The sequence below is a fragment of the Mesorhizobium sp. P2_C4 genome (assembly GCF_056404575.1).
Window position 1 is genome coordinate 50813 of sequence record NZ_JBFUDT010000003.1, and the last position, 24108, is coordinate 74920.

The 24108-nt window shown below is 63.2% G+C and carries 20 protein-coding genes; 11 read left to right on the top strand and 9 right to left on the bottom strand.

Annotated features, from left to right (window positions below; all coding sequences use genetic code 11):
* Window positions 1-62 precede the first annotated feature (62 nt).
* Window positions 63-3077: a caspase family protein gene (locus tag AC1DX6_RS12765; RefSeq protein WP_477313807.1), complete on the bottom strand. Its 3015-nt coding sequence runs from the start codon at window positions 3075-3077 to the stop codon at window positions 63-65.
* Window positions 3078-3222: 145 nt separating this feature from the next.
* Here AC1DX6_RS12765 and AC1DX6_RS12770 point away from each other — a divergent pair, with 145 nt between their 5' ends.
* From AC1DX6_RS12770 to AC1DX6_RS12785, 4 genes are all read left to right on the top strand, one after another.
* Window positions 3223-4173 (top strand): AEC family transporter, encoded by a 951-nt coding sequence (locus AC1DX6_RS12770; protein WP_477313809.1) that lies wholly within the window; start codon window positions 3223-3225, stop codon window positions 4171-4173.
* Window positions 4174-4492: 319 nt separating this feature from the next.
* Window positions 4493-5950, top strand: coding sequence for an NAD-dependent succinate-semialdehyde dehydrogenase (locus tag AC1DX6_RS12775; protein ID WP_477313811.1), 1458 nt, complete (start codon window positions 4493-4495; stop codon window positions 5948-5950).
* Between the two features lie 93 nt (window positions 5951-6043).
* Window positions 6044-7069, top strand: coding sequence for an aldose epimerase family protein (locus tag AC1DX6_RS12780; protein ID WP_477315087.1), 1026 nt, complete (start codon window positions 6044-6046; stop codon window positions 7067-7069).
* Window positions 7070-7137: 68 nt separating this feature from the next.
* Window positions 7138-7746: a hypothetical protein gene (locus tag AC1DX6_RS12785; RefSeq protein ID WP_477313813.1), complete on the top strand. Its 609-nt coding sequence runs from the start codon at window positions 7138-7140 to the stop codon at window positions 7744-7746.
* A 34-nt stretch (window positions 7747-7780) separates the two neighbouring features.
* On the opposite strand, the gene AC1DX6_RS12790 is transcribed toward AC1DX6_RS12785, so the two are convergent.
* Window positions 7781-8701: a sugar kinase gene (locus AC1DX6_RS12790; protein WP_477313815.1), complete on the bottom strand. Its 921-nt coding sequence runs from the start codon at window positions 8699-8701 to the stop codon at window positions 7781-7783.
* 154 nt (window positions 8702-8855) lie between these two features.
* Here AC1DX6_RS12790 and AC1DX6_RS12795 point away from each other — a divergent pair, with 154 nt between their 5' ends.
* Both AC1DX6_RS12795 and AC1DX6_RS12800 read left to right on the top strand, forming a co-directional pair.
* Entirely contained in the window at window positions 8856-9305 is a 450-nt protein-coding gene (locus tag AC1DX6_RS12795; protein WP_477276797.1) for a FixH family protein, read from the top strand.
* 7 nt (window positions 9306-9312) lie between these two features.
* A complete protein-coding gene (locus tag AC1DX6_RS12800; RefSeq protein WP_477313817.1) occupies window positions 9313-10512 on the top strand; it encodes a cytochrome-c peroxidase in 1200 nt (399 codons plus the stop codon).
* A gap of 4 nt (window positions 10513-10516) precedes the next feature.
* On the opposite strand, the gene AC1DX6_RS12805 is transcribed toward AC1DX6_RS12800, so the two are convergent.
* Complete coding sequence (locus AC1DX6_RS12805) at window positions 10517-10969, bottom strand: Lrp/AsnC family transcriptional regulator (RefSeq protein ID WP_107650411.1); 453 nt, start codon at window positions 10967-10969, stop codon at window positions 10517-10519.
* 162 nt (window positions 10970-11131) lie between these two features.
* Here AC1DX6_RS12805 and putA point away from each other — a divergent pair, with 162 nt between their 5' ends.
* Entirely contained in the window at window positions 11132-14743 is a 3612-nt protein-coding gene (gene putA, locus AC1DX6_RS12810; protein WP_477313819.1) for a bifunctional proline dehydrogenase/L-glutamate gamma-semialdehyde dehydrogenase PutA, read from the top strand.
* A 58-nt stretch (window positions 14744-14801) separates the two neighbouring features.
* Here the strand turns inward: putA and AC1DX6_RS12815 are convergent, their stop codons facing one another.
* The 6 genes from AC1DX6_RS12815 to AC1DX6_RS12840 form a co-directional block, all read right to left on the bottom strand.
* Complete coding sequence (locus tag AC1DX6_RS12815; protein WP_477313821.1) at window positions 14802-15173, bottom strand: bleomycin resistance protein; 372 nt, start codon at window positions 15171-15173, stop codon at window positions 14802-14804.
* A gap of 1 nt (window position 15174) precedes the next feature.
* On the bottom strand, window positions 15175-15489 hold the full coding sequence (gene hmuQ / locus AC1DX6_RS12820; protein WP_477313823.1) for a heme-degrading protein HmuQ: 315 nt from the start codon (window positions 15487-15489) through the stop codon (window positions 15175-15177).
* Window positions 15490-15556: 67 nt separating this feature from the next.
* On the bottom strand, window positions 15557-16699 hold the full coding sequence (locus AC1DX6_RS12825; RefSeq protein ID WP_477313825.1) for an energy transducer TonB family protein: 1143 nt from the start codon (window positions 16697-16699) through the stop codon (window positions 15557-15559).
* Window positions 16663-18003, bottom strand: a complete 1341-nt coding sequence (gene tolA, locus AC1DX6_RS12830) for a cell envelope integrity protein TolA (protein WP_477313827.1) — start codon at window positions 18001-18003, stop codon at window positions 16663-16665. The genes AC1DX6_RS12825 and tolA overlap by 37 nt, the downstream gene beginning before the upstream one ends.
* Before the next feature lie 12 nt (window positions 18004-18015).
* The gene (locus AC1DX6_RS12835; protein WP_477313829.1) at window positions 18016-18453 is read right to left on the bottom strand and encodes a hypothetical protein; all 438 of its coding nucleotides are present in this window, start codon (window positions 18451-18453) and stop codon (window positions 18016-18018) included.
* Between the two features lie 5 nt (window positions 18454-18458).
* Window positions 18459-20564, bottom strand: coding sequence for a TonB-dependent receptor domain-containing protein (locus AC1DX6_RS12840; RefSeq protein WP_477313831.1), 2106 nt, complete (start codon window positions 20562-20564; stop codon window positions 18459-18461).
* Window positions 20565-20785: 221 nt separating this feature from the next.
* Between AC1DX6_RS12840 and hemP the strand changes: the two genes are divergently transcribed.
* From hemP to AC1DX6_RS12860, 4 genes are read left to right on the top strand one after another with little or no spacing between them, the layout of a single operon-like run.
* Window positions 20786-20992 carry a hemin uptake protein HemP gene (gene hemP / locus AC1DX6_RS12845; RefSeq protein WP_477247881.1) on the top strand — a complete coding sequence of 69 codons (207 nt, stop codon included), beginning with the start codon at window positions 20786-20788 and terminating at the stop codon, window positions 20990-20992.
* A 29-nt stretch (window positions 20993-21021) separates the two neighbouring features.
* On the top strand, window positions 21022-22083 hold the full coding sequence (locus AC1DX6_RS12850) for a hemin-degrading factor (protein ID WP_477313833.1): 1062 nt from the start codon (window positions 21022-21024) through the stop codon (window positions 22081-22083).
* A gap of 11 nt (window positions 22084-22094) precedes the next feature.
* A complete protein-coding gene (locus AC1DX6_RS12855; RefSeq protein WP_477313835.1) occupies window positions 22095-22982 on the top strand; it encodes a heme/hemin ABC transporter substrate-binding protein in 888 nt (295 codons plus the stop codon).
* Between the two features lie 10 nt (window positions 22983-22992).
* Entirely contained in the window at window positions 22993-24096 is a 1104-nt protein-coding gene (locus AC1DX6_RS12860; RefSeq protein WP_477313837.1) for a FecCD family ABC transporter permease, read from the top strand.
* Window positions 24097-24108: the final 12 nt, after the last annotated feature.

The following is a 24108-nucleotide window of genomic DNA, read 5'->3' on the forward strand; positions in this document are numbered from 1 at the left end:
TCCGGTGACAGGCATATAGGGAGGGCAAAGCCAGCTGAAAGACAAGCGCGGCAGCGTAGGGCCTATTTCTTCGCCATCTGCTTCTTCACCAGCTCGATCTTCTGGTCGGTCAGCGCGATGGGGGGCGTGTAGCCGGCTTCAGTAAAGCCTAGCTTGGCGTTCTCGAAGAATTCGATCGCCTTCTGGTATTCAGCGTTGCCGCCGCCGTAGCTGCCGCGATTCCAATGGATGTCGCCAAGATTGTTCTGCTGGAAGGCCCATTGCATCGGCAGGCTCTCACGGGTGAAGACTTTGAGCGTCGCCGAAAAGGCGGCTTCGGCATCGTTCAAATATTTGTCGGTGCGTTCGAGATTGCCGAGATTGAGCAGACTCATGCCGATGCCGTTCTGCGCGTTCGCCCAATCGACGGGCGCCGTCTCGAAAGTCAGCACCTCCAGTGCTGCCCGTCGCGCGGTGATCGAATCGACCAGGGTCTTGGGATCGGCATTGCTCATGCTCAGCCAGTGTAGCGCCGAGCCGAGGCCGGCCTCAGCCAGCGCCCATTGGCGCGGCGTCGTCTCGCGCTTGTACTCGCGCAACGCGTCGCGATAGGCCTCGATCGCATCCTTGTAGTGCTCGGGCTTGTCGGACAGCCCGCCGAGCAGTTGCAGCGTGTTGCCGAGATTGTAGTGCGTCATCGCCCAGTCGAGCGGGAAGTCCTTCTTGGTGTAGACCCGCCGCGCCGCCCGGAAAGCAGAAGCCGACTGCTCGAGCTTGGCCGGATCGCCGCTGCGCTGGCCAAGTGTCTGGTAGGTCGAGCCGAGATTGTTCTGGGTCGAGGCCCAATCCATCGGAAAACGCTGACGGGTGAAGATCGTCAGCGCATCACCATAGGCTGCCGCAGCTTCCTCCAGATTGCTGGTACCGAGATCGAAACGGGCAGCACTGTTCAGCGCATTGCCGAGATTGAGCCGACTGGTCGCCCAGGAGACCGGGAAGGTCTCGCGGGTCCGAATCTCGAGCGCGGCGCGAAAGGCGTCGGCCGCCTCGGTGATTTTCGCCTTGTCGTTGCGCAACGTGCCCAGCGAAACCAGCGTGTTGCCGAGATTGTTCTGCACCATGGCCCACTGCACAGGCGCCTTTTGCCTCGTATATTCTTCGAGCGACAGCCGATAGGCGGCCTCGGCCTCGGTCATATGCTCGCCACCTGGCTCGCGCTCCGAGAGCGCGTAAAGCGCCAGGCCGAGATTCATCTGCGAAGTGGCCCAGTCCAGCGGGACTTTTTCACGCGGGCGCTTCTCCAGCGTCGCACGCATCGCGGCAACCGCTTCGTTCAGGCGCTTCGGGTCGCTCTCGCGCTCGCCGATCTTCAACAGCACATTGCCCAGATTGTTCTGGGCCGCGGCCCAGTTGAGGTCGTCCTTGTCACGCTCGAACACGGCCAGCGAGGCACGGAAGATGTCTGCCGCCTCTTCCAGCCTAGCGGTGTCGGTCTCGCGCTCGCCGATGGTCTGCAGCACCACCGCCATGTTGTTGCGGGTAATCGCCCAGTCGCGATTCTGTTCGCCATTGGGAATGAAGTTGAGGATGACATGGTAGGCGTCGATGGCGCGCTGCAGAGCGTCCTTGTCGCCGGTGGCATCGCCGTGCGCATTCAGCGCCTCGGCCTCCTGGTTCTTGTAGTTCCAGCGCAGTTTGTCGTCCCATTTCTCGACCAGTGAAAACGCCTTGCCGTAGTCGTTGGCGGCGGATTGGTAGTCGAACACCAGCGCTGACGCATCGGCTCGCCTGGCATAGATCGCGGCATCGGCAATGCGCTTGCGCTTGATCAGTTCCTCTGCCTGGTCGACCGCGCCGCTGCCCTGCTCGACCCGGCCAACCGCCTCGTCGAGGAATTTGCGGGCCGTGACGATGGCGCCCTGGCTGGTGGCCTTGTCGGCGGAGGCGACCAGCTGCTTGATCTCCGGATCGTCGGTGCGCAAGGCGTCGCTTTCGGAGATCATCTTCTTCAGCCGATCGGCCTGTGCATCGAGCACTTTCTGCAGGTCGGTCGGATCCTCCGGGATCTTCTCGGTACCGAGCGCCTTGAGCACACCGTAGAGGGCGTCGAGCGGTACGCCCTCCTGAAACGAGGCCAGTTCGACTTGCGCGCGTCTGGGATCGGGCAGGTCGGAAATGGTCAGCAGCAATTGCCGGCGCTCGCCGGTGATCAGCCCGTCATCGCCGGTCGGCTCCGGCGGTGCGACGCCGAAATAGAGCAGCCGGCGCAGGCTCTCATTGACCCATGGCCGCTGCTTCGCCTTGGTGTCGAGATAGACCTCTTCCGTCACCATGCGCATGACCGAGCCGAATTCGGTGCCTTTCATCGCAGCGAGGTGGCGCAGCAGCGCTGCAGCATAGGGGCTGTTTTCACCGACGGCGCCATCCAGCGCCGGGCGCCCCGGCTCGGCGGCAAAACCGACCACAGTGCCGAGGTTTTCCGTTGCCGCCGGCGCATCGCCGAGCGCCTTGGCGCCGCGCACCGGCTCTAGCCCGCCGGCGCCAATCGGCGACTCCGAGGCCGTCGGCGCCCGGCGCACGACAGCATCCGGCGGAAACGGGTTGGTGCGGCAGGCGTCGAGCAGCATGATCGTCACCGGCACGGTCTTCTTCAATTCGTCCATGACGGCGGAAATCGGCACCAGCGCCTCATCGGCATCCCTCAGCGACGATACGTCGGCATCGACCGGAACCAGATAGTTCTCGCCGCCGGCCTCAATGCCATGGCCGGAATAGTAGATGAAGGCGACATCGGCGCCTTCGGCATCCTCGACGAAACGTTCGAGGTCGCGCTTCAGCTTGGCGGCGTCGCGATCGGTGACACTGCGGGCGTCGAAACCGAGATCGGTCAACATCTTGGCCATGTCGCGAGCGTCGTTGGCCGGATTGGCAAGGGCGGTGATGTGCTCGTATTTCGACTGGCCGATGATCAGCGCCACGCCCTTCAGGCTCGCCGTATCCGCAACCGCAAGCGCCGTCGCGGCAAGGCAAAACAGAGCGGCGACGAAAGCCGTCAGCCACGCCTGTTTGAAATGACGCTGTTTCGGCGTCGCGACCATTCGCTTTGTGTCCGCCCCATTGCTCCCAAGCCTGTATAGCGCTGCCACCCGACCATGATCAAATTCAGGCGCTGGCCGGATCGAGGATCGATTTGCGAAGGGCAGGGCGATTGCGCTGCCATCCGGGCTCGCCTATCCCTGAAAAATGTCGCCGCTTACCGAAACCGTTCTTTTTGTCTTCAGCCTCGTCGCGCTCGGCTATCTCACCGGGCTCACCGGCTATCTGAAACCGGCGAGCGGGGACGGCATCTCCGAATTCGCCATCAACGTGGCGATGCCGCTGCTGCTGTTTCGGACGATGGTGAATTCCGATTTCCACGGCGTAGCGCCCTGGTCGCTGTGGGGCGCTTACTTCACGGCAGTGGCAGTCACATGGGCCGCCGGCCATCTGGTGACGACGCGGGTCTTCGGGCGGGACGCACGCACCGGCATCGTCGGTGGCGTGTCGTCGTCCTTCTCGAACGTGGTGCTGCTGGGCATTCCCTTCGTTCTCGGTGTATTCGGATCCAGCGGATTCGAAGTGCTGTCGCTGCTCGTTTCCGTGCATCTGCCGACCATGATGATGGCTTCGATCATCATGTTCGAGATATTTGGCCGCGGTGGCAGCGAGCCCGTGCATCCGCTGCGCATCATCCAGAGCTTTCTGAGAAGACTGTTCACCAACCCGCTGATCATCGGCATCCTCGCCGGGCTGGCATGGCGTCTCAGCGGCGCGCCGCTGCCGAACCTTGCCACGCGGTTGGTCGATGCGCTGGCTAACACGGCCGGGCCGGTGGCGTTGTTTGCTATGGGGCTCAGCCTGCGCCGTTTCGGCATTACCGGCAACATCCGGCCGGCGATGGCGCTGTCGGTGCTGAAACTGTTCGTGATGCCGGCGCTGGTGCTCGGCCTGGTCTGGCTGCTCGGCCTGCCGCCCTTGACGGCCAAGGTGGCGGTCGTGGTGGCGGCGCTGCCATCCGGCGTCAATTCCTATCTGATCGCCGTGCAGTTCAACACCGGCCAGGCGCTGGCATCGAACCAGATGACCATCGCGACGGCGAGCGCGGTCGTCACCACCGCCTTCTGGTTAACGGTGGTTGTCCACGTCTTCGGCTAAGGTATGTCGATATTCAGGTGATGCCGACCTGTGAAAGGCGGCTTCCTGCGCTTCCGATACTCACGTACAAGGTACGCTCCGTTCCGGTTCTCGGACCCCACCATTCTCGGCGCGGCCTGACCTGAATCTCAACATACCCTCAGGCGATACGCCAATTTGCTCTCGCTTGGCGCTGGCCCAACCCCTATATGCCATATTGCGATTGCTTGCCGGGCTTGCCCTAGGTAAAGAGCAGTGGCTCCAGCGTGCGGGATAGCGCACGCTTACCGAATATCTCTCGAGAAACCGGCCCGTCAGAGCGCCGAACGGAGGCTAGACCATGCTTCAGAAAACCAGCCATTTCATGCGGCAGGCCAATCTCATCAACGGCGAATGGGTGCAGGCCGACAGCGGCCAGACTGTCGACGTCAACAATCCGGCCACCGGCCTCAAGATCGGCACCGTGCCGAAATCGGGCAAGGCCGAGACCCACCGCGCCATCGAGGCCGCCGCCACCGCCTTCAAGACATGGCGCAAGACCACCGCGCTCGAGCGCTCGAAGCTGCTGCGCAAGCTGCATGACGCGATGATGGACAATCAGGACGTGCTGGCCGAACTGCTGACCATCGAGCAGGGCAAGTCATTGTTCGAATCCAAAGGCGAAATCGGCTCGGCCGCGGCCTACATTCTGTGGTTCGCCGAAGAAGGCCGCCGCACCTATGGCGACGTCGTGCCGTCGCCGTGGGCTGACCGCCGCATCCTGGTGACCAAGGAGCCGGTCGGCGTCATCGCCGCCATCACGCCGTGGAACTTTCCGTCCTCGATGCTGGCCCGCAAGCTCGGACCGGCGTTGGCCGCCGGCTGCACCGCCGTCGTCAAGCCGGCGTCGCAGACGCCTTATTCCGGCCTTGCCTGGGGCGCGCTGGCCGAAGAGGTCGGCTTCCCCAAGGGCGTCATCAACATTCTGACCGGTTCGGCCAGCGAAATCGGTGACGAGATCTGCGCCAACCCGCTGGTCAGCAAGATCACCTTCACGGGATCGACCGAGATCGGCAAGATGCTGATCCAGAAGTCTTCTGTCACCGTCAAGAAAGTGTCGATGGAACTCGGCGGGAACGCGCCGTTCCTCGTTTTCGACGATGCCGACATCGAGCGTGCCGTCGCCGGCGCCATCACGGCCAAGTATCGCAATTCCGGCCAGACCTGCGTGTGCACCAACCGCTTTCTCGTGCAGGCCGGTGTCTACGACAAGTTTGTCGAGAAGCTGGTCGCTGCCAGCAATGCGCTGAAGGTTGGCTCGGGCCTGGAAGAGGGCGTGCAGCAGGGGCCGCTGATCGACGAGAAGGCCGTCGAGAAGGTCGAGGAATTCATCGCCGACGCCACGTCCAAGGGCGGCAAGGTCGTTGCCGGCGGCAAGCGCCACGCGCTTGGCGGCTCGTTCTTCCAGCCGACCGTCATCGCCAATGCCAAGCCCGACATGCGCTTCATGAAGGAAGAGATTTTTGGCCCGATCGCCCCGGTGTTCAAGTTCGAGACCGAGGAAGAGGCCATCGCGCTCGCCAATGACACAGAGTTCGGCCTTGCCGCCTATTTCTACACCGGCGATCTCGGCCGCGCCTTCCGGGTCATGGAAGGCCTGAAATACGGCATGGTCGGCGTCAATGAAGGCCTAATCACCACGCCGGAAGCGCCGTTCGGCGGCGTCAAGGAATCGGGCCTCGGCAAGGAAGGCGGACATCAGGGCATCGAGGATTATCTCGACACCAAATATGTCTGCATCGGTGGCCTCGGCCTCTAGGAAACATTGAGGACAGGGCAGGCCATGTGCCTGCCCTTGCCAGACGACATTCAGCCGGCCTAAGTCCATGGACCAACCAACCGACGTATGGGCATAGCGATGAAGGACGGCGAGGTTTTCGGCACGACGCAGGCGGGCGAGGATGTCCGCCGCTTCACCATCAAGGGCGGCGGTCTCACCGCCAACATCATCGGGCTGGGCGCTATCCTGCAGGATCTGCGCCTGGCCGGGCACGACGCGCCGCTGGTGCTCGGCTATGACCGTTTTGCACCCTATGAGACGGACAGGGCCTTCTTCGGTGCGGTCGTCGGACGCTATGCCAACCGTATCGGGGGTGGCCGCTTCACCATCGCCGGCAAGCGTTATGATACGGAGCGCAATTTTCTCGACAAGCATACGCTGCATGGCGGCTCGCAAGGCTATTTCCACCGGCCGTGGACGGTGTCTCTGCATGGCAAGGATTTCGTCACGCTGACGCTGCACGATCCCGACGGCACGATGGGCTTTCCCGGCGCGCTCGACGTGACCTGCACCTATCGGCTGAAAATCCCCGGCACGCTCAGCATGGAACTGACGGCGACCTGCGAGGAACCGACGCCGTGCAATCTCGCGCAGCATTCCTACTTCAACCTCGATGACGGTGGTGCCGGCGATATACTCGACCACCGGCTGATGCTGAATGCCGGCGCCTATACGCCGGTCGACAGCGAACTGATTCCGACCGGCGCGGTGAAGCCGGTCGACGGCACTCCCTTCGATTTCCGTCAGGCGCGGCCGCTGCGCATGGAGACCGAGGGTGAGCAATTGCCCTACGACCAGAATTTTTGCCTTGCCTCGACGCGGGGACCGCTCAAGCAGGCATCCTGGGCGCAAGGGGCGAATTCCGGTGTCGAGATGGAGGTCTGGACCACGGAACCGGGCATCCAGCTCTATATCGGCCAGCACGTGGCGCCGTCTTCGCCGGGATTGGGCGGACGTCGCTACAAGGCTTTTTCAGGATTCTGCCTGGAATCGCAGATGTGGCCGGATGCGCCCAACCGCCCGTATTTCCCGCAAGCCACCCTATGGCCGGGCCAGATCTACCATCATGTGACGGAATACCGGTTCCGGCTGCCTTAGTCGGGTACTGTTCATTTCGATTTGATTTTGACCGTACTCGAACAAAATCACATGCTATGTAGTTCGAGATGCTCAACCGTAGCCTTTATGCCTCTTGGGATGAAGTTTTTTTACGAAGGCGGCTCATTAGAGCAACGGTCGGCGTATTTCTGTCGTGCCTAATATTTCCTGCATTGTACTGGGTGATTGCATATCCACTTGGTATGTATGCGGCAGATATGGATTGCAATATATTTACAAAAAAATTCAGTAGAGCTATTGGCTTTTTTAGTAAAACCGATATTTGCATAGCGAATAGAGATTTGTATGCAAATGTATTGTGGTTTATTGTCTCGTACTCTCTTTTGTATTTGTACATATTTTTTAGCGTGCTATTGCGCTCGGGCCGAGGCCTCCTCAGGGGGTTCCGCGCCGGAAATCTTAAGCGAGCCGTTTTCCCGGCCTTCTGCCTAAGTGTCGTGGCGTTTTCTGTCTATTCCTATTCTTATGGGGATGCCGGCTTTCGTATCGATTTGTTTAAGATGGAGACCCAAAATAATATTATTACCTATGCTTGGTTGCAGATTTCTTTTATTATGGTTGTTGCCAATTTCTTTAGTTTTGCTGCCAGTACTGCGATCTACATAGAGCTAGTTAAAGTGGGTCGACCAGAAAGCCGGCCAGGGGCTCAAGAATAATATTGGCGCCGATTCAGCCTCGCCTTCTCGGAATTCATTTTTCGAAGGCTGTCCTCAACGTCTCGAACGGAGCCAGCGCGCCGCGCACCTGCACGACGGCGGCGGCAACGCGATGCGCGCGCTGTACCGCCTCGGCCGGGGCATGGCCGGCAAGCCGTGCGGCGAGATAGCCGCCATTGAAGGAATCGCCGGCGCCGGTGGTGTCGACAGGGGTGGCGACATGGACCGCCGGAACAGGCCGCAAATTCCCGTTTTCGGCGATCAGTGCCGGTAGCTCACCGTTCTTGACGACGACCTCGCCGACCTGCTTTCCAAGCCGTTCCGCAGTCATTTGCGGCGTTGTGTCACCGAACAGCATCTGCTCGTCGGGAAAGGTCGGCAGCGCGATGTCGGTGACGGCGAGCGCTTCGAGGATCGCGGCTTGCGCATCCTCGCGGCATTGCCACAGGCGCGGCCGGTAATTGGGATCGAAGGCGACAAGCGAGCCGGCTGCGCGGGCATTCGCCACAGCCGCCAGCAAGGTCTTGCGCGCGGCGGCGTCCAGAATTGCCAAAGTGATTCCGGAAAAATAGACAAGCGCCTGGTTTTGAAGGCTTTTCGCCAGAGCGGCTGGGTCCGAGGCAAGTCGCCGCGCGGCTGCATCGGCACGCCAGTAGGTGAAAGCGCGTTCGGCACCGGTCAGCGTGATGGCATAGAGGCCGGGCCGCGCGCCGGGTATGATTGGGCTGGCGCCGATGCCGATGCCGTTCTCAGCGAAGAAGGAAATCTGGCCCTGCGAGAACGGATCGTCGCCGAAGGCCGAAACATAGGTCGCGGGCCTGTCGCCGCTCAGCGCATGCAGCGCCCACAGCGTGTTGAAGGTGTCGCCGGCAAAGCCCATGCGCCAATTCGGCCCGCTCTGGCCCGAAAGCTCTAGCATGCACTCACCGATCGAAGCGACGCCGTTTGCTGCCATATGTCTTTCTCCGGATAATCTCGGTGCTGTAGCTTTTTGCGACCGGCAGCGCCATGGTTGGCGGCAGCGGATTTTTGCGCCAGAAGCGTTTTCCCACAGAAGCGGCGGGACGCGAATTGCACCCCGAGACGTTATGTCTAGAAGAGGAACCGGTTTGGCATCACTATGGCGTTATCTTCTCGCGGGTCTTGGTCTGGCTGCCTTGCTGGCCGGCATTCTTGCTATCGTCTATCTGACCGCGCCGCGGTCGGCGCAGTTCGCCGGCCTCGACATATCCCGCTCGAAAACCACCGCGAGCGGCTTGTTCGTGGCGAGCTTCCAGCCAGAGCGGGGTGTCGTGCGGCAAGGCGAGTTGCAGTCCTGGCTGCTGACGCTGAAGACGGTCAAGGGCGCGCCGGTGGAAGGGGCGGCGATCACGGTGTCAGGCGGCATGCCGCAACACAGTCACGGCCTGCCGACCAGCCCGCAAGCGACCGACTATCTCGGCGACGGGCGCTACCGGATCGACGGGTTGAAATTCACCATGAGCGGATGGTGGCAGTTGCGCTTTGCCATCTCGGCGGCGGCCGGTTCCGACACGGTCGTCTTCAACGTGGTGCTGTGAGTTTTAGATGAGCCGCTTCTCGCGATGTCTCGCACTGATGGTGGTGGCGATGCTTGCCGGTTGCGGCAAGCCGCAGTTTTCCGACGCCGAGAAGAAAACCATCGCCTCGCTGGCGCTGAACACGCTGCCGCCGCTGAAGACCGACACCACCAACCGCTTTGCCGATGTGCCGGCCGCCGCGGCGCTCGGATCGACGCTGTTCTTCGACGCCGGGATGAGCCGCGACGGCACGGTCTCCTGCTCGACCTGCCACAAGATCGACCGCCAGTTCCAGGACGACCTGCCACAAGCCGTCGGTGTCGGCCGCACCAACCGGCGTTCGATGCCGCTGGCCGGCGTCGCGCGCGATCCCTGGTTCTTCTGGGATGGGCGGCGCGACAGTCTCTGGGCGCAAGCGCTGACACCGCTGGAAAATCCGCTCGAACATGCCGGCAACCGCGCCGCCTATGTGCACTACATCAAGAAGCGGTTTGGTGAGCGCTACGAGCGCATTTTTGGACCATTGCCCGATCTCTCGACCGTGCCGGCCAATGCCAGTCCGCTCGGCACCGATGCCGAGAAGGCCGCCTGGAAAGCCATGCCCGCGGCCCAGGCCGAGGACGTCAATCGCGCCTTTTCCAATATCGGCAAGGCGATCGCTGCCTTCGAGCGCTCGATCGAGCCGCCGCAGACGCGCTTCGACCGCTTTGCCATCGATCTGGGGTCAGGCGCCAAGCCGCAAGGCGACGATGCCTTTTCGGCTGAGGAAATCCTCGGGCTGAAACTGTTCATCGGCAAGGCCAATTGCGTGACCTGCCACAATGGCCCGCGCTTCACCGACAACAGTTTCCACAACACGGGTGTGCCACCGGTTGCGGATTTGCCCGTGGATCGTGGCCGCATCGATGCGGTACCCCAGGTCGAGGCCGACCCGTTCAACTGTCTTGGCGCCTTTCGTGACGGCGACGACAGCGCCTGCGGAGAACTGCGTTTCATGGTCAAGTCAGGGCCGGAACTGATCCGTGCCTACAAGACGCCGTCGCTGCGCGGGGCGGCCACCCGTCCGCCTTACATGCATGCCGGGCAGTTTTCCTCGCTCGATGAGGTGGTGGCGCATTATGCCAAGGCGGCGCCAAGCGTCGAAGGCACATCCGAAGTTCACCCGCTGCAGCTTTCGGACCGCGAGCGGGCGGCGCTGGTGGCGTTTCTGAAAACACTGGCGGAGTGAAGAATTACCGGTCCTTGACCGTCTCCATCGCCACGAAGGTCGAGGTCTGGGCGACGTGGGGCAAAGCGGAAATGCGCTCGCCGAGTACGCGGCGATAGGCGGCGATGTCGGTGGTGCGGACTTTCAGCAGATAATCGAAGCTCGACGCCATCATGTGGCATTGTTCGATCTCCGGCACGGCCTGTACGGCGCGGTTGAAGGCGTCGAGCGCGGCCGAGCGCGTGTCGGACAATTTCACCTGGACGAAGGCGACATGGCCTTCGCCCATGCGCTCGCGGTCGATGATCGCCTGATAGCCCCTGATATAGCCGTCCTTCTCCAGCCGCTTCACCCGTGCCTGTACCGGCGTTTTCGACAGGCCGACCTTGGCGGCGAGTTCCGACATGGAAAGCCGCCCGTCGCGCGCCAGCGCCGACAGGATGTTCCGGTCGATGCGGTCCAATTGGTCTTCGGTCATCGAAATCGCGGTCCATCTGGCTAAAATCAGACGCTATGATAGATCGATTGACCTATCTTGTCGATTTCTTTGGACCGATTGAAATCACGCTTTGTGCTAGTTTGCGCCATTCGGTCCGGTGACCGCCGGCCCGCTCCCTAACGCTCGCTCCACAGGACCGCCATGCCCGCGCTCGATGCCATCCGTCAGCAGATCCGTGCCAACTATCTGCCCGATGAAGACCAGGCGGTGAAGCGGTTGGCCGAGGCGACGGGGCTGTCGACGAAAGACCGGGACGCGATCTCGACCCGCGCCGCCGATCTGGTGCGGGCGGTGCGCGGCTCGTCCGATCCGCGGCTGATGGAAGTATTTCTCTCCGCTTATGGCCTGTCGACCAAGGAAGGCGTGGCGCTGATGTGCCTGGCCGAGGCGTTGCTGCGCGTGCCCGACACCGAGACCATGGACGACCTCATCGCCGACAAGATCGCGCCGCACGACTGGTCGGCGCATTCGGGCGGTTCGAGCTCGATCTTCGTCAACGCCTCGACCTGGGCGCTGATGCTGACCGGCCGCGTCCTCGACGAAGGCGAGGGCGGCATCGAAGGCACGCTGCGTTCGATGGTGCGCCGACTGGGCGAACCGGTCATCCGCAAGGCGGTGGCGGCGGCGATGCGCGAAATGGGGGAACAGTTCGTGCTCGGCCGCACCATCACCGAGGCCGTCAAGCGCGGCCGGCCGATGACGCAGAAGGGCTATCTCTATTCCTTCGACATGCTGGGCGAGGCAGCCCGCACCGAGGCCGACGCGCTGCGCTATCTCAAGGCCTATGCCGACGCCATCTCCTCGCTCGATGCCGGCGCCAATGGTCCCGACATCCGCCAGAACCACGGCATCTCGGTCAAGCTTTCGGCGCTGCATCCGCGCTATGAAGTGGCGCAGAAGGAAAAGATGCTGCCGGTCATGGCCGAGCGGCTGTTGTCGCTGGCGCTGGCGGCGCGCCATTCGCGCATGGGCCTGAACATCGATGCCGAGGAAGCCGACCGGCTTGATCTGTCGCTCGACGTCATTGAAAAAGTGCTGGCCGAGCCGGAACTGGCCGGTTGGAACGGCTTTGGCGTGGTGGTGCAAGCGTATGGGCCACGCGCGGCCTTCACCATCGACTGGCTCTACGCGCTGGCAAAGAAATACGATCGCAACATCATGGTGAGGCTGGTCAAGGGCGCCTACTGGGACACCGAGATCAAGCGGGCGCAGGCGCTCGGGCTTGGCGGCTATCCCGTCTTCACCCGCAAGGCCAACACCGACGTCTCCTATATGGCCTGCGCGAAAAAACTGCTTGGCATGACCGATCGCATCTATCCGCAATTCGCCACCCACAACGCCCACACTGTCGCCGCCATCCTGTCGATGGCTGATAGCCGCGATGCCTTCGAATTCCAGCGCCTGCACGGCATGGGCGAGGCGCTGCATGAGACGGTGCGCCAGGCCGAGGGCACGCGCTGCCGCATCTATGCGCCGGTCGGCGCGCATTCCGACCTTTTGGCCTATCTGGTCCGGCGGCTGCTGGAGAACGGCGCCAACTCCTCCTTCGTGCACCAACTGACCGACGAAGAGGTCGAGCCCGAGGACATCGCCCGCGATCCGCTCGAAACCGTCGAGAACCAGGGCCCGGCCGCCAATCCGGCGATCGCTCGACCGTCCGCCATCTTTGGCGCTGGCCGCAGTAATTCCAAGGGGTTCGACATCACCGACACGGTGACGCTGGCCGCGATCGAGAAGGCCAAGGCAGGCTTTGCCGGGTTGGATCGCTGGCACGCCAAGCCGATCACCCGCGCCGCCGGCTACGGCAAGCAGCGCCCGATCGTCAATCCGGCCAAGCCTGACGAGGTTGTCGGCACGGTCACTGAGGCTGCGGCCAAGCAGGTCGCGACCGCCGTGCGCTTCGCCGTGGAGGCGCAGCCGGCCTGGACCAAGCGTCCCGTCACAGAGCGCGCCGCCATCCTCCACCGCGCGGCAGACCTCTATGAGGCCAATGCCGTCGAGTTCTTCGCGCTTGCCACCCGCGAGGCCGGCAAATCGCTGGCCGATGGCGTAGCCGAAGTGCGTGAAGCCGTCGACTTCCTGCGCTACTACGCCACTGAGGCGGCCAACAACGAAGCGGGCACCGAAGCGCGCGGGGCGATCGTCTGCATCTCGCCGTGGAATTTTCCGCTCGCCATCTTCACCGGCCAGATCGCGGCTGCACTGGTCACCGGCAATTCGGTGATCGCCAAGCCGGCCGAGCAGACGCCGCTGATCGCCTTCCGCGCCGTCGAGATGCTGCGCGAGGCCGGCGTGCCTGAAGACGTTATTCAGCTTCTGCCCGGCGACGGCCCCTCGGTCGGTGGCCCGCTGACCGCCGATCCGCGCATTGCCGGCGTCTGCTTCACCGGCTCGACCGAGGTCGCCAAGCTGATCGAGAAGCAATTGGCTGAAACCGCAGCCCCCGACGCCATGCTGATCGCCGAGACCGGTGGTCTCAACGCCATGATCGTCGATTCCACCGCACTGCCCGAACAGGCGGTGCGTGACATCCTTGCGTCGGCCTTCCAGAGCGCCGGCCAGCGCTGCTCGGCGCTGCGCGTGCTCTACGTGCAAAAGGACGTCGAGAAGAAGATGCTGGAGATGCTGAAGGGCGCCATGGAAGCGCTCAGCATCGGCGATCCCTGGCAGATTTCGACCGATGTCGGTCCGGTCATCGACGACGAGGCACAAGCTTCGATCCGAGACTACTGCACGAAGATGGGGCTGCAGGGCCGGCTGATCGCCAAGCTCGAAGCGCCGAAGAGCGGCCGCTTCGTCGCGCCGCATGTCTTCCGGGTCAAAGGCATCCAGGAAATGGAGCGCGAGGTGTTCGGGCCGGTGCTGCATGTCGCCAGCTTCGACGCCGACAAGATCGACGCGGTCATCGCCGAGATCAACCGCAAGGGCTATGGCCTGACCTTTGGCCTGCACACCCGCATCGAAGGCCGCGTCCAGCATTTCGTCGACGGCATCCATGCCGGCAACATCTATGTCAACCGCAACCAGATCGGCGCCGTCGTCGGTTCGCAACCTTTCGGCGGCGAGGGGCTGTCCGGCACCGGGCCGAAGGCCGGCGGCCCGCACTATCTCCGCCGCTTCCGCAAGGGGCCGGAGGCCTGCACCCATCTTGCGGAAGGCCACAAGGTGACGGCGACCGAGCTTGCCGACAATCTGCCCGATCCGACGCTTGGCGGCTGGTCGACGCGTCCTGATCGCATTGCCATCCTGCGCAAGCATCTGCGCGGCAAGGGCGCAGCGGCCATCGGCGCTGCCGCCGGCATCGATTTCGGCCAGGTCGACCTGCCCGGGCCGACAGGCGAAGCCAACACACTGTCGATGTCGCCGCGCGGGCGGGTACTCTGCCTAGGTCCTGACGCAGATACGCTGCTTGCCCAGACGATCCAGGCGCTCGCCGCCGGCAATGCCGTACTGGCCGTCGCGCCCGGAGCGCCGGCAGCACTCTCGGCGCTGACCGGCAAGGGCCTGCCGCTGGCGGCTATCGATGGCCGGCCCGATCCGGTCGAGGCGCGCTCGCTGCGGGTCGACGTGGTCGCCTTCTCGGGCACGCCTGAGGCCGCGCGCATCGTGCGCAAGGTCATAGCCGACCGCTTAGGACCGATCGTGCCGCTGGTCAGCGAAGTGCTCAATCCGGCAGCCTATGCGCATGAGCGCGCTGTCTGCGTCGACACCACGGCGGCAGGCGGCAATGCCAGCCTGCTGGCAGCGGCGTAGCGGTCAAGCTTTCAGGCGGCGGGGAACTCCCGCCGCCTGAACTCGCAAGGGTGGTGTCTCACAGCTCTTCGGGCGCACAGCCGAATTTCAGCAGATTGCCATGCGGGTCGTGGACATAGAATTCCTTCATGTTCCACGGGCGAACAGTAAAGGGGCTCAACCTCTCGACGCCGCGCGCCGAAAATTCGGCATGCAAGGCCGGGACCTCACCACCTCTGATGTAGCAGGAGGACACTTCCGGCAGCTTGAGGTCGCTGCTCTCCCAGAAATGGATCTCCATCTCGTTGCGCCGCATGATGAGATAGTCGTCCATCTCCGGCCCGACGACGCTGAAGCCGAGCTGGTCGCGATAGAAATCGCGCGTCACCTGGATATTGGGCGAGGGCAGGACGGGAATGCTGCGTGCCGGGTCGACTGAAAGCGCCGCCATGTCACGCGCCTTCGACGACCGAGAACCCCTCGAACTGGGGATGACCGAGATAGTGCACCTTGCTGGAACCGGCGTTGCGATGCGCGGCACGAAAATTCTCGGATTTGGTCCAGGCGACGAAATCCTCATGGCTCGCCCACACCGTGTGCGAAGCAAACAGCGTATAGCCCTCTGCCTCGTTGACCGGGCCGCGCAGCAGATGGAATTCCTTGAAGCCCGCCATTTCCGAAAGTGTGGAATCGCGTCCCTTCCAGACGTCCTCGAAGGCGACCTCCGAGCCGTTCTGGACCTTGAAGCGGTTCATGGCGATGTACATTGGCTGTCCTTTCGGGATTGCGAATTGTGATGGTTGATCGATTGGCCGAAACGATGAGGCGGAGCTCTCAAAACGGACCGATCCGCGCTTTGAATACCCAACTTGACCTGCCGGTCTCGGGTGGGATGGGAGGGAACGGTGCCTGCCGGCGCACCATCGTCAAAGCGAATTGATCGAGTTCCGCAGACCCCGAGCTTTCGGCAAGCTGTATGTCGCTGATGCTGCCGTCAGCCATGACGACGAAAACGACCCTGGCGTTGTTGCGGGCCTTGGCTTGTACCGCTTTGGAAACACGACGGTTGGCGCGGGCAAGCTTCTTCTGAATTTCACCGCTGTAGCGGGTTTCTATTGCATTGCCCGGGGCTCCCTGCTTCTTGCCCGTGCTGGAAGCTACGGCGTTACGCTCCTCGCCATCCGCCGCGCCGCTCGCCTCGTTGGTTTCGCCCGCGCCGCCAGAACCTGCTGTCGCGCTTGGCCTTGCAGTCGGGATCGGCGGTTGTTCGATATCGGCAGGAGGCGCCTCGGCGCTTTCGGTCGGAGCAGCCGGCTCTGCCGGCGTCTCAGCCTTCGGGGCCACGCTCTGTTCGTCAGGGCGTGGGGGGTCGGTCGTCAGCGTGTCCGGCGCGGGGGTGGGTTGCTTGATAGCTTGCGGCAGGGGCGCAGGGGGCTGCGCGGCCATTTCCCTGGCGGGCTGGTCGGCAGGCGGCTTGGGCTTCACCTGAGGCTTGGCCGGCTGCGGGTCGGGCACCACGGTAACGTCCATCACGCCCGCTTGGCCATCCAGGGCGCTGCCGACGACGTTGGCGCCTGATTGATCGGCGCCTTCCGATTGGATTGCATCCCTGGAATTGAATGTGCCGGCAGGGGTGATGAGAAAAGCCGCCGCCACCGCGGCATGGAGCAGGCAGGAGGCGATGATCGCCACCATCCATTTGCGGCTTACTGCTGACGGTCGCGCGGGTGCAAGCGGCTCGACTGGCGTGATCGCCAGTTCGCTGCCGGCATCGGGGAGGGGGCTGGTTTCCTGCATGTCTCGCGGCGAGACCTGCCGCGAGTGGCGTCGACTTGTCAAATCAAGATCGGTTGCCGGCGGCAACCCGCCAACCACCAAAGGCCACGCCACGGTGTTTCGCGCGAATATGGGATGCAGTCCCGACGCGAACACCATCCGGATCAGCGTGCGATGCCGAGCGGCAAGCTGAATGCCCAACTCGATCGGCCGGCATCCGCCGGGATGGGTGGGAAGGGGGCCGCGCGGCGTATGACCGCGAGCGCCGCCGCGTCGAGTTCGGGCGAGCCGGAACTGCGTGCGATGCGGATGCCGCCGACCCCGCCGTTGGCATCGATGGTGAAGCTCACTTGAACATCGTTGCGCGCCTTCGCCCGCGCGGAACTCGAAATGCCGCGCAGTGCGCGCCGCAGTTTGGCGACCACTTTTCCCGGATAGTTGGACACGGACGCATTGCCAATTCCAGTTTTTCCGCCCTGGCTTTTGCTTGTTGTCGTGCCGTCGGTCTGGCCCTCGGCGACGCCACGCCTGGCATCGGCTTCATTCTGGCCGCCGGAGCCGGACCTGGCCTGTTTGGCTGGCACCTTTTCCGCCTTCTTCGGCGCCTCAGCCTTCTGCGCCTTTTTGATCGGCTCTTTTGCAGGCTCGGCTTTCCTGGTTTTCGCAGGCTGGGGCTTCGCCGGTTGCGGCTTTTTCTCCGCCGGCGCCGGTTTCGGCTCCGCTTCGGGCGTGACTCTTTCGAGGGTTTCGACCGACGCCGTTTTTTCGCCAGCGGTCGCCTCGACGGTCGTGGTCGACTGCTCTGCAGGCTTCTGGACTGAATTGTCGACCGCCTGATCGACCGTCAGAATCTCGAGCACGGGATTGACGGCCGTGGCCTTGGCCGTCGCCGGCACGTCCGGGACAGGGTCGACGCGGTCGGGCGCTGAATTGGGCCGATCCGGCGTTTCCCTCACGGGCTCCACCGTCGCCGTAGCCGCCGCCTCTGCTTCTGTGGTTTCAACCGGCTGGGCCGTTTCCGTCATTGCCACCGGTTGTGCCTCCACGGTCTCCACTGGCTTGGGAGCAAGCATGGTGACTAGCGTCACCTCAGTCGCTTCCGGCGGGGCATCCCTCATCTCGCCGGCTGCCGACTGATCCTCGGGCGCGTTGCCGAGCAGCATGATACCGGACTGGTCGGCGCCTTCAATCAGGATTGGCTCATCGTCGGTGGCAAGGAAGGCCATTGCCGCCGCCGCATGAAGCACCAGCGAGACAATCACAGCGGCCTTCCATTTGCGCCTTGGCTGCCGGGTCCGCGGGCCGCCCAGCGGTTCGGACGGTATGGTGGTCAGGTCACCGCTGGCGTCCGCGATGTAGTTCGTCTCCAGCATGTCGCTGAGCGAAGACTGCAGCGAGCCGAGCGGAATGGTAAAATCGGGATCGTCCGGCTCCAGCGGCAAAACAAATGGCCCGGCCAGCGGCCAGGCCACGGTGTGTTGCGAGAATGCCGGTTCGAACCCCAATGCCGCCCCCTGTCATAGGCCAAAGGCGATGCCAGTCTTCGTCGCGGTCTTCAGACCGCGCAGGCATGTGGCTGCCTCGACTCCGGCGCCCACGCATTCCGTCGCACTGTTGATCAGCACCCGGCCGAGTTTGGCGCAGTCGGTGCCGGCGAGATCGAAACGCGTCACCTTGGTCTTGCCGGCGGGCAGATCCTTGAAATCGAGGACGGTCAGCCGATCCACCACGCCGGCGTCGTTGAACAGCGCGATCTCGAACGCCGCCTTGGAAAGGTCGGCGCCGAGATTGTTGGCAATCACGAATGTCAGCCGGCAGCCCTTGTCGGAGGGCTGCGCGCCGTTGAGCTCGAGCGAGAGCCCCTGGCCCGGCGCCTCCGCTTGCGCTGGGCCGGCCACAGCGGCGAAAACCGTCGCTGCGGTCAGGAAGGACGTCATAGCCGCCGTAATGTTCATCGTTCTCACCAGTCCAGTTGCTTCGCCAATGTCAGTTTGAAGGTCCGGCCCTTGGCATAGTCGAGCGCGATGGCGTCGCGGTAATAGGCGTTGAAGATGTTGTTGATGCCGAACTGCGCCTGCCAGCCCTCGAACCGACCCGACTGCGGCCTCCACGATGCGAAGAGGTCCACGGTGGTCCAGGCGTCCGCCGGGACGACGATGGCGCTCGGTGTCGCCGAGGAAGACGCCGTGCCCTGAATGCTGTTGGGCGCCTCGAGGGCGTGGGTCACCCTGCCGCCGAACTCCAAATCGCGATCCGGCATGCGCGCGCCCAGTGAAAATACGATTTTGTGCGCCGGAATGGTCGAGAGCGGCTTGCCGTAATTCAGGCCGGGCGTCAGGTTCTCACCCTTCACGCCGGTGTAGGCAAGGTTGGCGAAGACGTAGTCGGAATCGTAGGCGCCCTCGATCTCGACACCGTAGATGCGCGCCTTGCCGACATTGTAGAAGTAGCGGGAAGCGCCGGTCGCCGTCAGCTGGATCAGATCGTCCAGGTCGTTGTAGAAGCCGGTCGTCTTCAGGCTCAGCGCGTCGCCTTCCCTAAGAAGGTCGTTGCCGGAAGTGGTGAGCCCGACTTCGTAATTGTTGGATTTCTCCTTTTTCAGGTCGACACTGACGCCCTTCGACCAGGTGTACAGCTCGTCAAGCGTCGGCAGCCGTTCGGTGTGGGCGATTGACCCGAACACGCCCAAATTGTCGTTGAGCTTGTAGAGCGCCGCGATCTTCGGCGACCAGGCCTGATCGTTGACGTCGACCGCATGGCCAAGCGATGCGGCGGCTTCGCCGGGCTGGCGCCAGACGAAATCGCCGCGCATACCGGCGATCAGCGTCAGCTTTTCGTTCCAGACATATTCGTTCTGCACGAACGCGCCGAGCTTGTTGTCGGTGCCTTCCGGGTGCGTGTTGATGGCATCGCCGGTGCCGGTGAAGAGCTGGCTGACCCCGATGCGGTCCTGGTGGCTGGCCTGCACGCCATAGGTCAGGAAGTTCTGATAGGCTTCGCCGCCGAATTCGGACGTGTTCTGCAGATTGGCTTGCCAGGTGCGATAGCCGTAATCCGCATCGATGATGTTCGAACCGGCCAGCGTGCCATTGCGCTGTTCCACCGCCGTGTCGGAATAGGAGATGTTGGCTTTGATATCCAGCCACGGATTGTCGCTGACCGGATTCTCGTAGCTGAGGATCGCCGTGCTGTCGACGACATGGCGATCGACCGTGCCAAACGCCGTCTGCGTGCCGGTCTGGGCGTAGGCCTGGTTGTCGGCATCGCTGTCCCAGCGCTGGTAGGAGAGGCGCACGGCCTGCTCGTTGTGGTCGCCGAAGTGCGCCGTTCCCTTCATCAGGCCCGACCAGGCGTTGAAATCCGAACCGAGAAGCTTGGAGCCATTGCCCAGCGTGAACTCGTCGGCGGTGCGATAATTGCCGGTCGCGAGGAACTCGACATTGTCGTTGAGGCGGCGGGCATAGATGGCCGAGCCCAAGAGCCCGTTGCCGTTGGTCTCATAGGAGCTCTTCAGCCGCAGCGCGTTGTTCTTGCCGTCCTTGAGGAAGTCGGAAGCGTCCTTGGTGACGAAATTGATGACACCGCCGAGCGCGCCCGAGCCATAAAGCGTCGAGGAGGCGGGGCCGCGCAGCACTTCGACCTTCTTGTAGAGTTCAGGATCCGAGAAGAACGAGCCCATGCGGTACTGCTCGTAGAATTTCTGCGCGCCATCGACATTGACGATGATGCGGGAGCCGTCGGCCGAGTTCTCGGTTGAGCCGATGCCGCGAATGTTGAAGGCTTCGCCAAAGACGCGTTCGCTGCCGACCATGGTGACGCCCGGTACGGACTTGAACAGCCCGCCGGTCGTTTCGGCCTGTTCGCGATCGATGTCGTCCTGATTGAGAACCGTCACCGCCTGAGGGGTGTTGATGGCGATCTTTTCAGCGCCGGCGCCGAGCACGAGCCGCTGCAGCAGGGTCACGCGCTCCTTTTTCTCCGTTTCGTTGGTCTTGGCTTCCTGGGCCTTTGCGCCATGCATCCCAACCAATACCGTCACCGCCGCTCCGCTCAGAAGAGCAGCCATATTCCTTGCCACCGGCCCCATAACCCCAACTCCAAATTCCAGGTTCGATGCTGGCTGGCGTGGCGCTCGCTGGCATTTTTCATTCAATCCGGCGTCTTAAATGTTGACTCATTTAGTCCTGTATTGCACTGACTAGTAAACATGATTATTCGAGTCAAGAAATGAATCGGCATTTTTGCAACGCCTAGCCAGATGCCCGGCACAGAAAGGGATCGAACCAGATGAACACGCACAATCCCAATGACTTCCGCTACCGCGTCCGCCGTCCCGAAGACGCTTCGGCTCGGTTCGATCGGGTGCCGTTGGCGGTGAGGACCTTGTCCTCGAACACGCTGTTCCAGGGCGAGCACGAGATCGGCATCGAACATCACGGCGCGCTCTACCGGCTCAAGATCACCCGCCAGGGCAAGCTCATCCTCAACAAGTAGGCTTTCAAGAACAGCAGGGGCTAAGAACCATGGACCAGCGCGTGAAACCATCGCCGCATGAAATCCGGCGGGCGCGGACCGACAATCCGAAGACGCGCGAGCGCGATCTTGCCGCCCAGCTCGGCATTTCGGAAGCCGAGCTTGTCGCAGCGCATTGCGGCGAGGGCGTCGTTCGCATCGAGCCGCGCGTCAACGATCTTCTGACCGGTCTCGATGCCGTCGGCGAGGTGATGGCACTGACCCGCAACGAAAGCGCGGTGCACGAGAAGATCGGCGTCTACGACAAGGTCATCACCGGCGACCACAATGCCATGGTGCTGGGCGAGAACATCGACCTGCGCATCTTCCCGAAAATCTGGGCGCACGGCTTTGCCGTGGAAAAGCGCGACGACGGCGAGATCCGCCGCAGCCTGCAGTTCTTCGACACGGCCGGCGAGGCGGTGCACAAGGTGCATCTGCGGCCTGCGTCCAACCTCTATGCCTACCAGAAGCTGGTTGCCGGGCTCGAGGCGTCGAACCAGGAGCCGACGGTTGCGGTTTCAGGCGGTGGCACCGAGGTCGAGACCGAGCTGCCGGATAGCCCCGCAAGCATCGACGATCTGCGCGACCGCTGGAGCCGGCTGACCGACGTGCACCAGTTCTTCGGCATGCTGAAGACACTGAAACTCAGCCGCCGCCAGGCGGTGCGCATGGTCGGCCAGGACTATGCCTGGCTGGTCGACAATGACGCCGTCAGCGCCATGTTCCATCATGTGGCCGCAGGCGCCATGCCGATCATGTGCTTTGTCGGCAACCGCGGCTGCATCCAGATCCATTCCGGCCCGGTCAAGTCGATCAAGCCAATGGGGCCGTGGATCAACGTGCTCGACGAGACCTTCCATCTGCATCTGCGGACCGACCATATTCATGAGGTTTGGGCCGTGCGCAAACCGACCAAGGACGGCCATGTCACCTCGCTCGAGGTCTATGGCGCCGACGGCAAGATGATCATCCAGTTCTTCGGCAAACGCCATGAAGGCGAAGGCGAGCGCGACGACTGGCGGTTCCTGGCCGAAAACCTGCCGCGTATTCCAAGCCCGACGGCAGCCTGAGGACAACAGCAATGATTTCCTTTTTCAGATTGATGGTGGGGCCGGCGCTCGGTCTTGCTCTGGCTGCCGGCGTGCTTCCGGCCGGCGCCGCCGAAGGCAAGGCTGTCTTTTCCGACCCGTCGAGGATCGCCGCCATCGGCGGTTCGATCACCGAGATCGTCTATGCGCTGGGCGAGCAGGGTCGTCTGATTGCCCGCGATTCGACCAGCCGTTATCCGGAAGCGGCGCTGAAGCTTCCCGATGTCGGCTATATGCGGCAGCTGTCGCCGGAAAGCGTGCTCTCGGTCAACCCGTCGGGAATATTGGCGCTGCAAGGCAGCGGCCCCAAGGAAGCCCTCGACGTGCTGAAAAAGGCGAGCGTTACTTTCATCGAGGTGCCCGACCGTTTCGACAATGAGGGCATAATCGAAAAGATCCGAGTCGTCGGCAAGGCGCTCGGCGCCGATGCCAAGGCCGAAGTGCTGGCGGCGGAGGTCGATGCCAAACTGAAGGCGGCGGAGAAGCAGACCGCCTCGATCGAGGAGCGCAAGCGCGTGCTGTTCGTCCTGTCGATACAGGGCGGCAAGATCCTGGCGTCCGGCAGCGAGACCGCCGCTGACGGCATCATCAAGCTGGCCGGCGGCATCAATGCGATCGACGGTTTTAGCGGCTACAAGCAACTCTCCGACGAAGCGCTGGTCACCGCCAGACCGCACGTCATCCTGATGATGAACAATGCCGGGCCGGCGACAACGGACGACCAGTTGTTCGCCATCGCATCGGTCTCCTCGACGCCGGCGGGCGCCGCCCGCAAATTGATCCGCATGGATGGAGGCTATCTGCTCGGCTTTGGCCCGCGCACGGCCGACGCCATCCACGACCTCGCCGTCTCGCTGTATGGCGGGCAGGTCACGGACTGAGCAGGCAATCATGGTCAATCAATCGATCGCCGGCCCGGCGGGCACGATGGCGAGCGTTTCCGACGGCGACCGTTCGGTTCGCGCCCGCATCGTCCTCCTGCTTTTGTGCATTGGCCTTGCCGTCGCCGTGCTTTTGTCGCTGACCTCGGGCGCATCGGATGCGTCGGCCGTCGGCGTCGTTCGCGACTGGCTGCTGGGCGCGGTGCCCGATGATGCGGCGCTCGGCGCGCGCGACCGGCTGATTGTCTACGACATCCGCCTGCCGCGCGTCATTCTCGGCATGCTGATCGGTGCATCGCTCGCCGTCTCCGGCGCGGTCATGCAAGGGCTGTTCCGCAACCCGCTGGCCGACCCCGGCCTGATCGGTGTTTCCGCCGGATCGAGCCTCGGCGCGGTGGCTGTCATCGTGCTTGGCGGCACCATGCTGGCCCCCTTCGTCGCGGCCCTGGGCACGCTGGCCTTGCCGCTGGCGGCCTTCTGCGGCGGGCTGGCGACGACGCTGGTGCTCTATCAGGTCGCGACGCGGCAAGGCCGCACTTCGGTCGCCACCATGCTGCTCGCCGGCATCGCGCTGGCAGCACTCGCCATGGCGCTGACCGGCATCCTGATCTTCATGGCCGACGACCGGCAATTGCGCGACCTGACGTTTTGGCAACTCGGCTCGCTGGCCGGGTCGACGTGGCAGAAGATCGGCTCCGTCGGGCCGGTCATGGTGCTGGCGCTGGCGGTAATGCCGTTTCTGGCGCGCGGCCTCAACGCATTAGCGCTCGGCGAAGCCACCGCCGGCCATCTCGGCATTCCGGTGCAGCGGCTGAAATACACGGCCATCGTCGGCGTTTCGGCGGCGGTCGGCGCGTCTGTCGCCGTCAGCGGCGGCATCGGCTTTGTTGGCATTGTCGTGCCGCATCTGTTGCGCCTGGCCATCGGTCCGGACAACCGTTATCTGCTGCCGGCCTCGGCGCTGCTTGGCGCCGCGCTGCTGCTTTTGGCTGATGCCGTCGCCCGCACCATCGTGGCGCCCGCCGAGCTGCCGATCGGCATCGTCACCGCGATATCAGGCGCGCCGTTCTTCCTCTGGATCCTGCTGCGCAAGCGCGGCGTCATTGATTTGTGAGAAACTTGGGAC

Coding starts and splice junctions, on each gene's coding strand:
- AC1DX6_RS12785 (WP_477313813.1), top strand. CDS start 7,138: ATGCTCAACCGTAGCCTTTATGCCTCTTGGGATGAAGTTTTTTTACGA.
- AC1DX6_RS12775 (WP_477313811.1), top strand. CDS start 4,493: ATGCTTCAGAAAACCAGCCATTTCATGCGGCAGGCCAATCTCATCAAC.
- AC1DX6_RS12860 (WP_477313837.1), top strand. CDS start 22,993: ATGGTCAATCAATCGATCGCCGGCCCGGCGGGCACGATGGCGAGCGTT.
- AC1DX6_RS12815 (WP_477313821.1), bottom strand. CDS start 15,173: ATGGCGGCGCTTTCAGTCGACCCGGCACGCAGCATTCCCGTCCTGCCC.
- AC1DX6_RS12765 (WP_477313807.1), bottom strand. CDS start 3,077: ATGGTCGCGACGCCGAAACAGCGTCATTTCAAACAGGCGTGGCTGACG.
- putA (WP_477313819.1), top strand. CDS start 11,132: ATGCCCGCGCTCGATGCCATCCGTCAGCAGATCCGTGCCAACTATCTG.
- hemP (WP_477247881.1), top strand. CDS start 20,786: ATGAACACGCACAATCCCAATGACTTCCGCTACCGCGTCCGCCGTCCC.
- AC1DX6_RS12790 (WP_477313815.1), bottom strand. CDS start 8,701: ATGGCAGCAAACGGCGTCGCTTCGATCGGTGAGTGCATGCTAGAGCTT.
- AC1DX6_RS12855 (WP_477313835.1), top strand. CDS start 22,095: ATGATTTCCTTTTTCAGATTGATGGTGGGGCCGGCGCTCGGTCTTGCT.
- AC1DX6_RS12850 (WP_477313833.1), top strand. CDS start 21,022: ATGGACCAGCGCGTGAAACCATCGCCGCATGAAATCCGGCGGGCGCGG.
- AC1DX6_RS12835 (WP_477313829.1), bottom strand. CDS start 18,453: ATGAACATTACGGCGGCTATGACGTCCTTCCTGACCGCAGCGACGGTT.
- AC1DX6_RS12840 (WP_477313831.1), bottom strand. CDS start 20,564: ATGGCTGCTCTTCTGAGCGGAGCGGCGGTGACGGTATTGGTTGGGATG.
- AC1DX6_RS12805 (WP_107650411.1), bottom strand. CDS start 10,969: ATGACCGAAGACCAATTGGACCGCATCGACCGGAACATCCTGTCGGCG.
- AC1DX6_RS12800 (WP_477313817.1), top strand. CDS start 9,313: ATGAGCCGCTTCTCGCGATGTCTCGCACTGATGGTGGTGGCGATGCTT.
- hmuQ (WP_477313823.1), bottom strand. CDS start 15,489: ATGTACATCGCCATGAACCGCTTCAAGGTCCAGAACGGCTCGGAGGTC.
- AC1DX6_RS12770 (WP_477313809.1), top strand. CDS start 3,223: ATGTCGCCGCTTACCGAAACCGTTCTTTTTGTCTTCAGCCTCGTCGCG.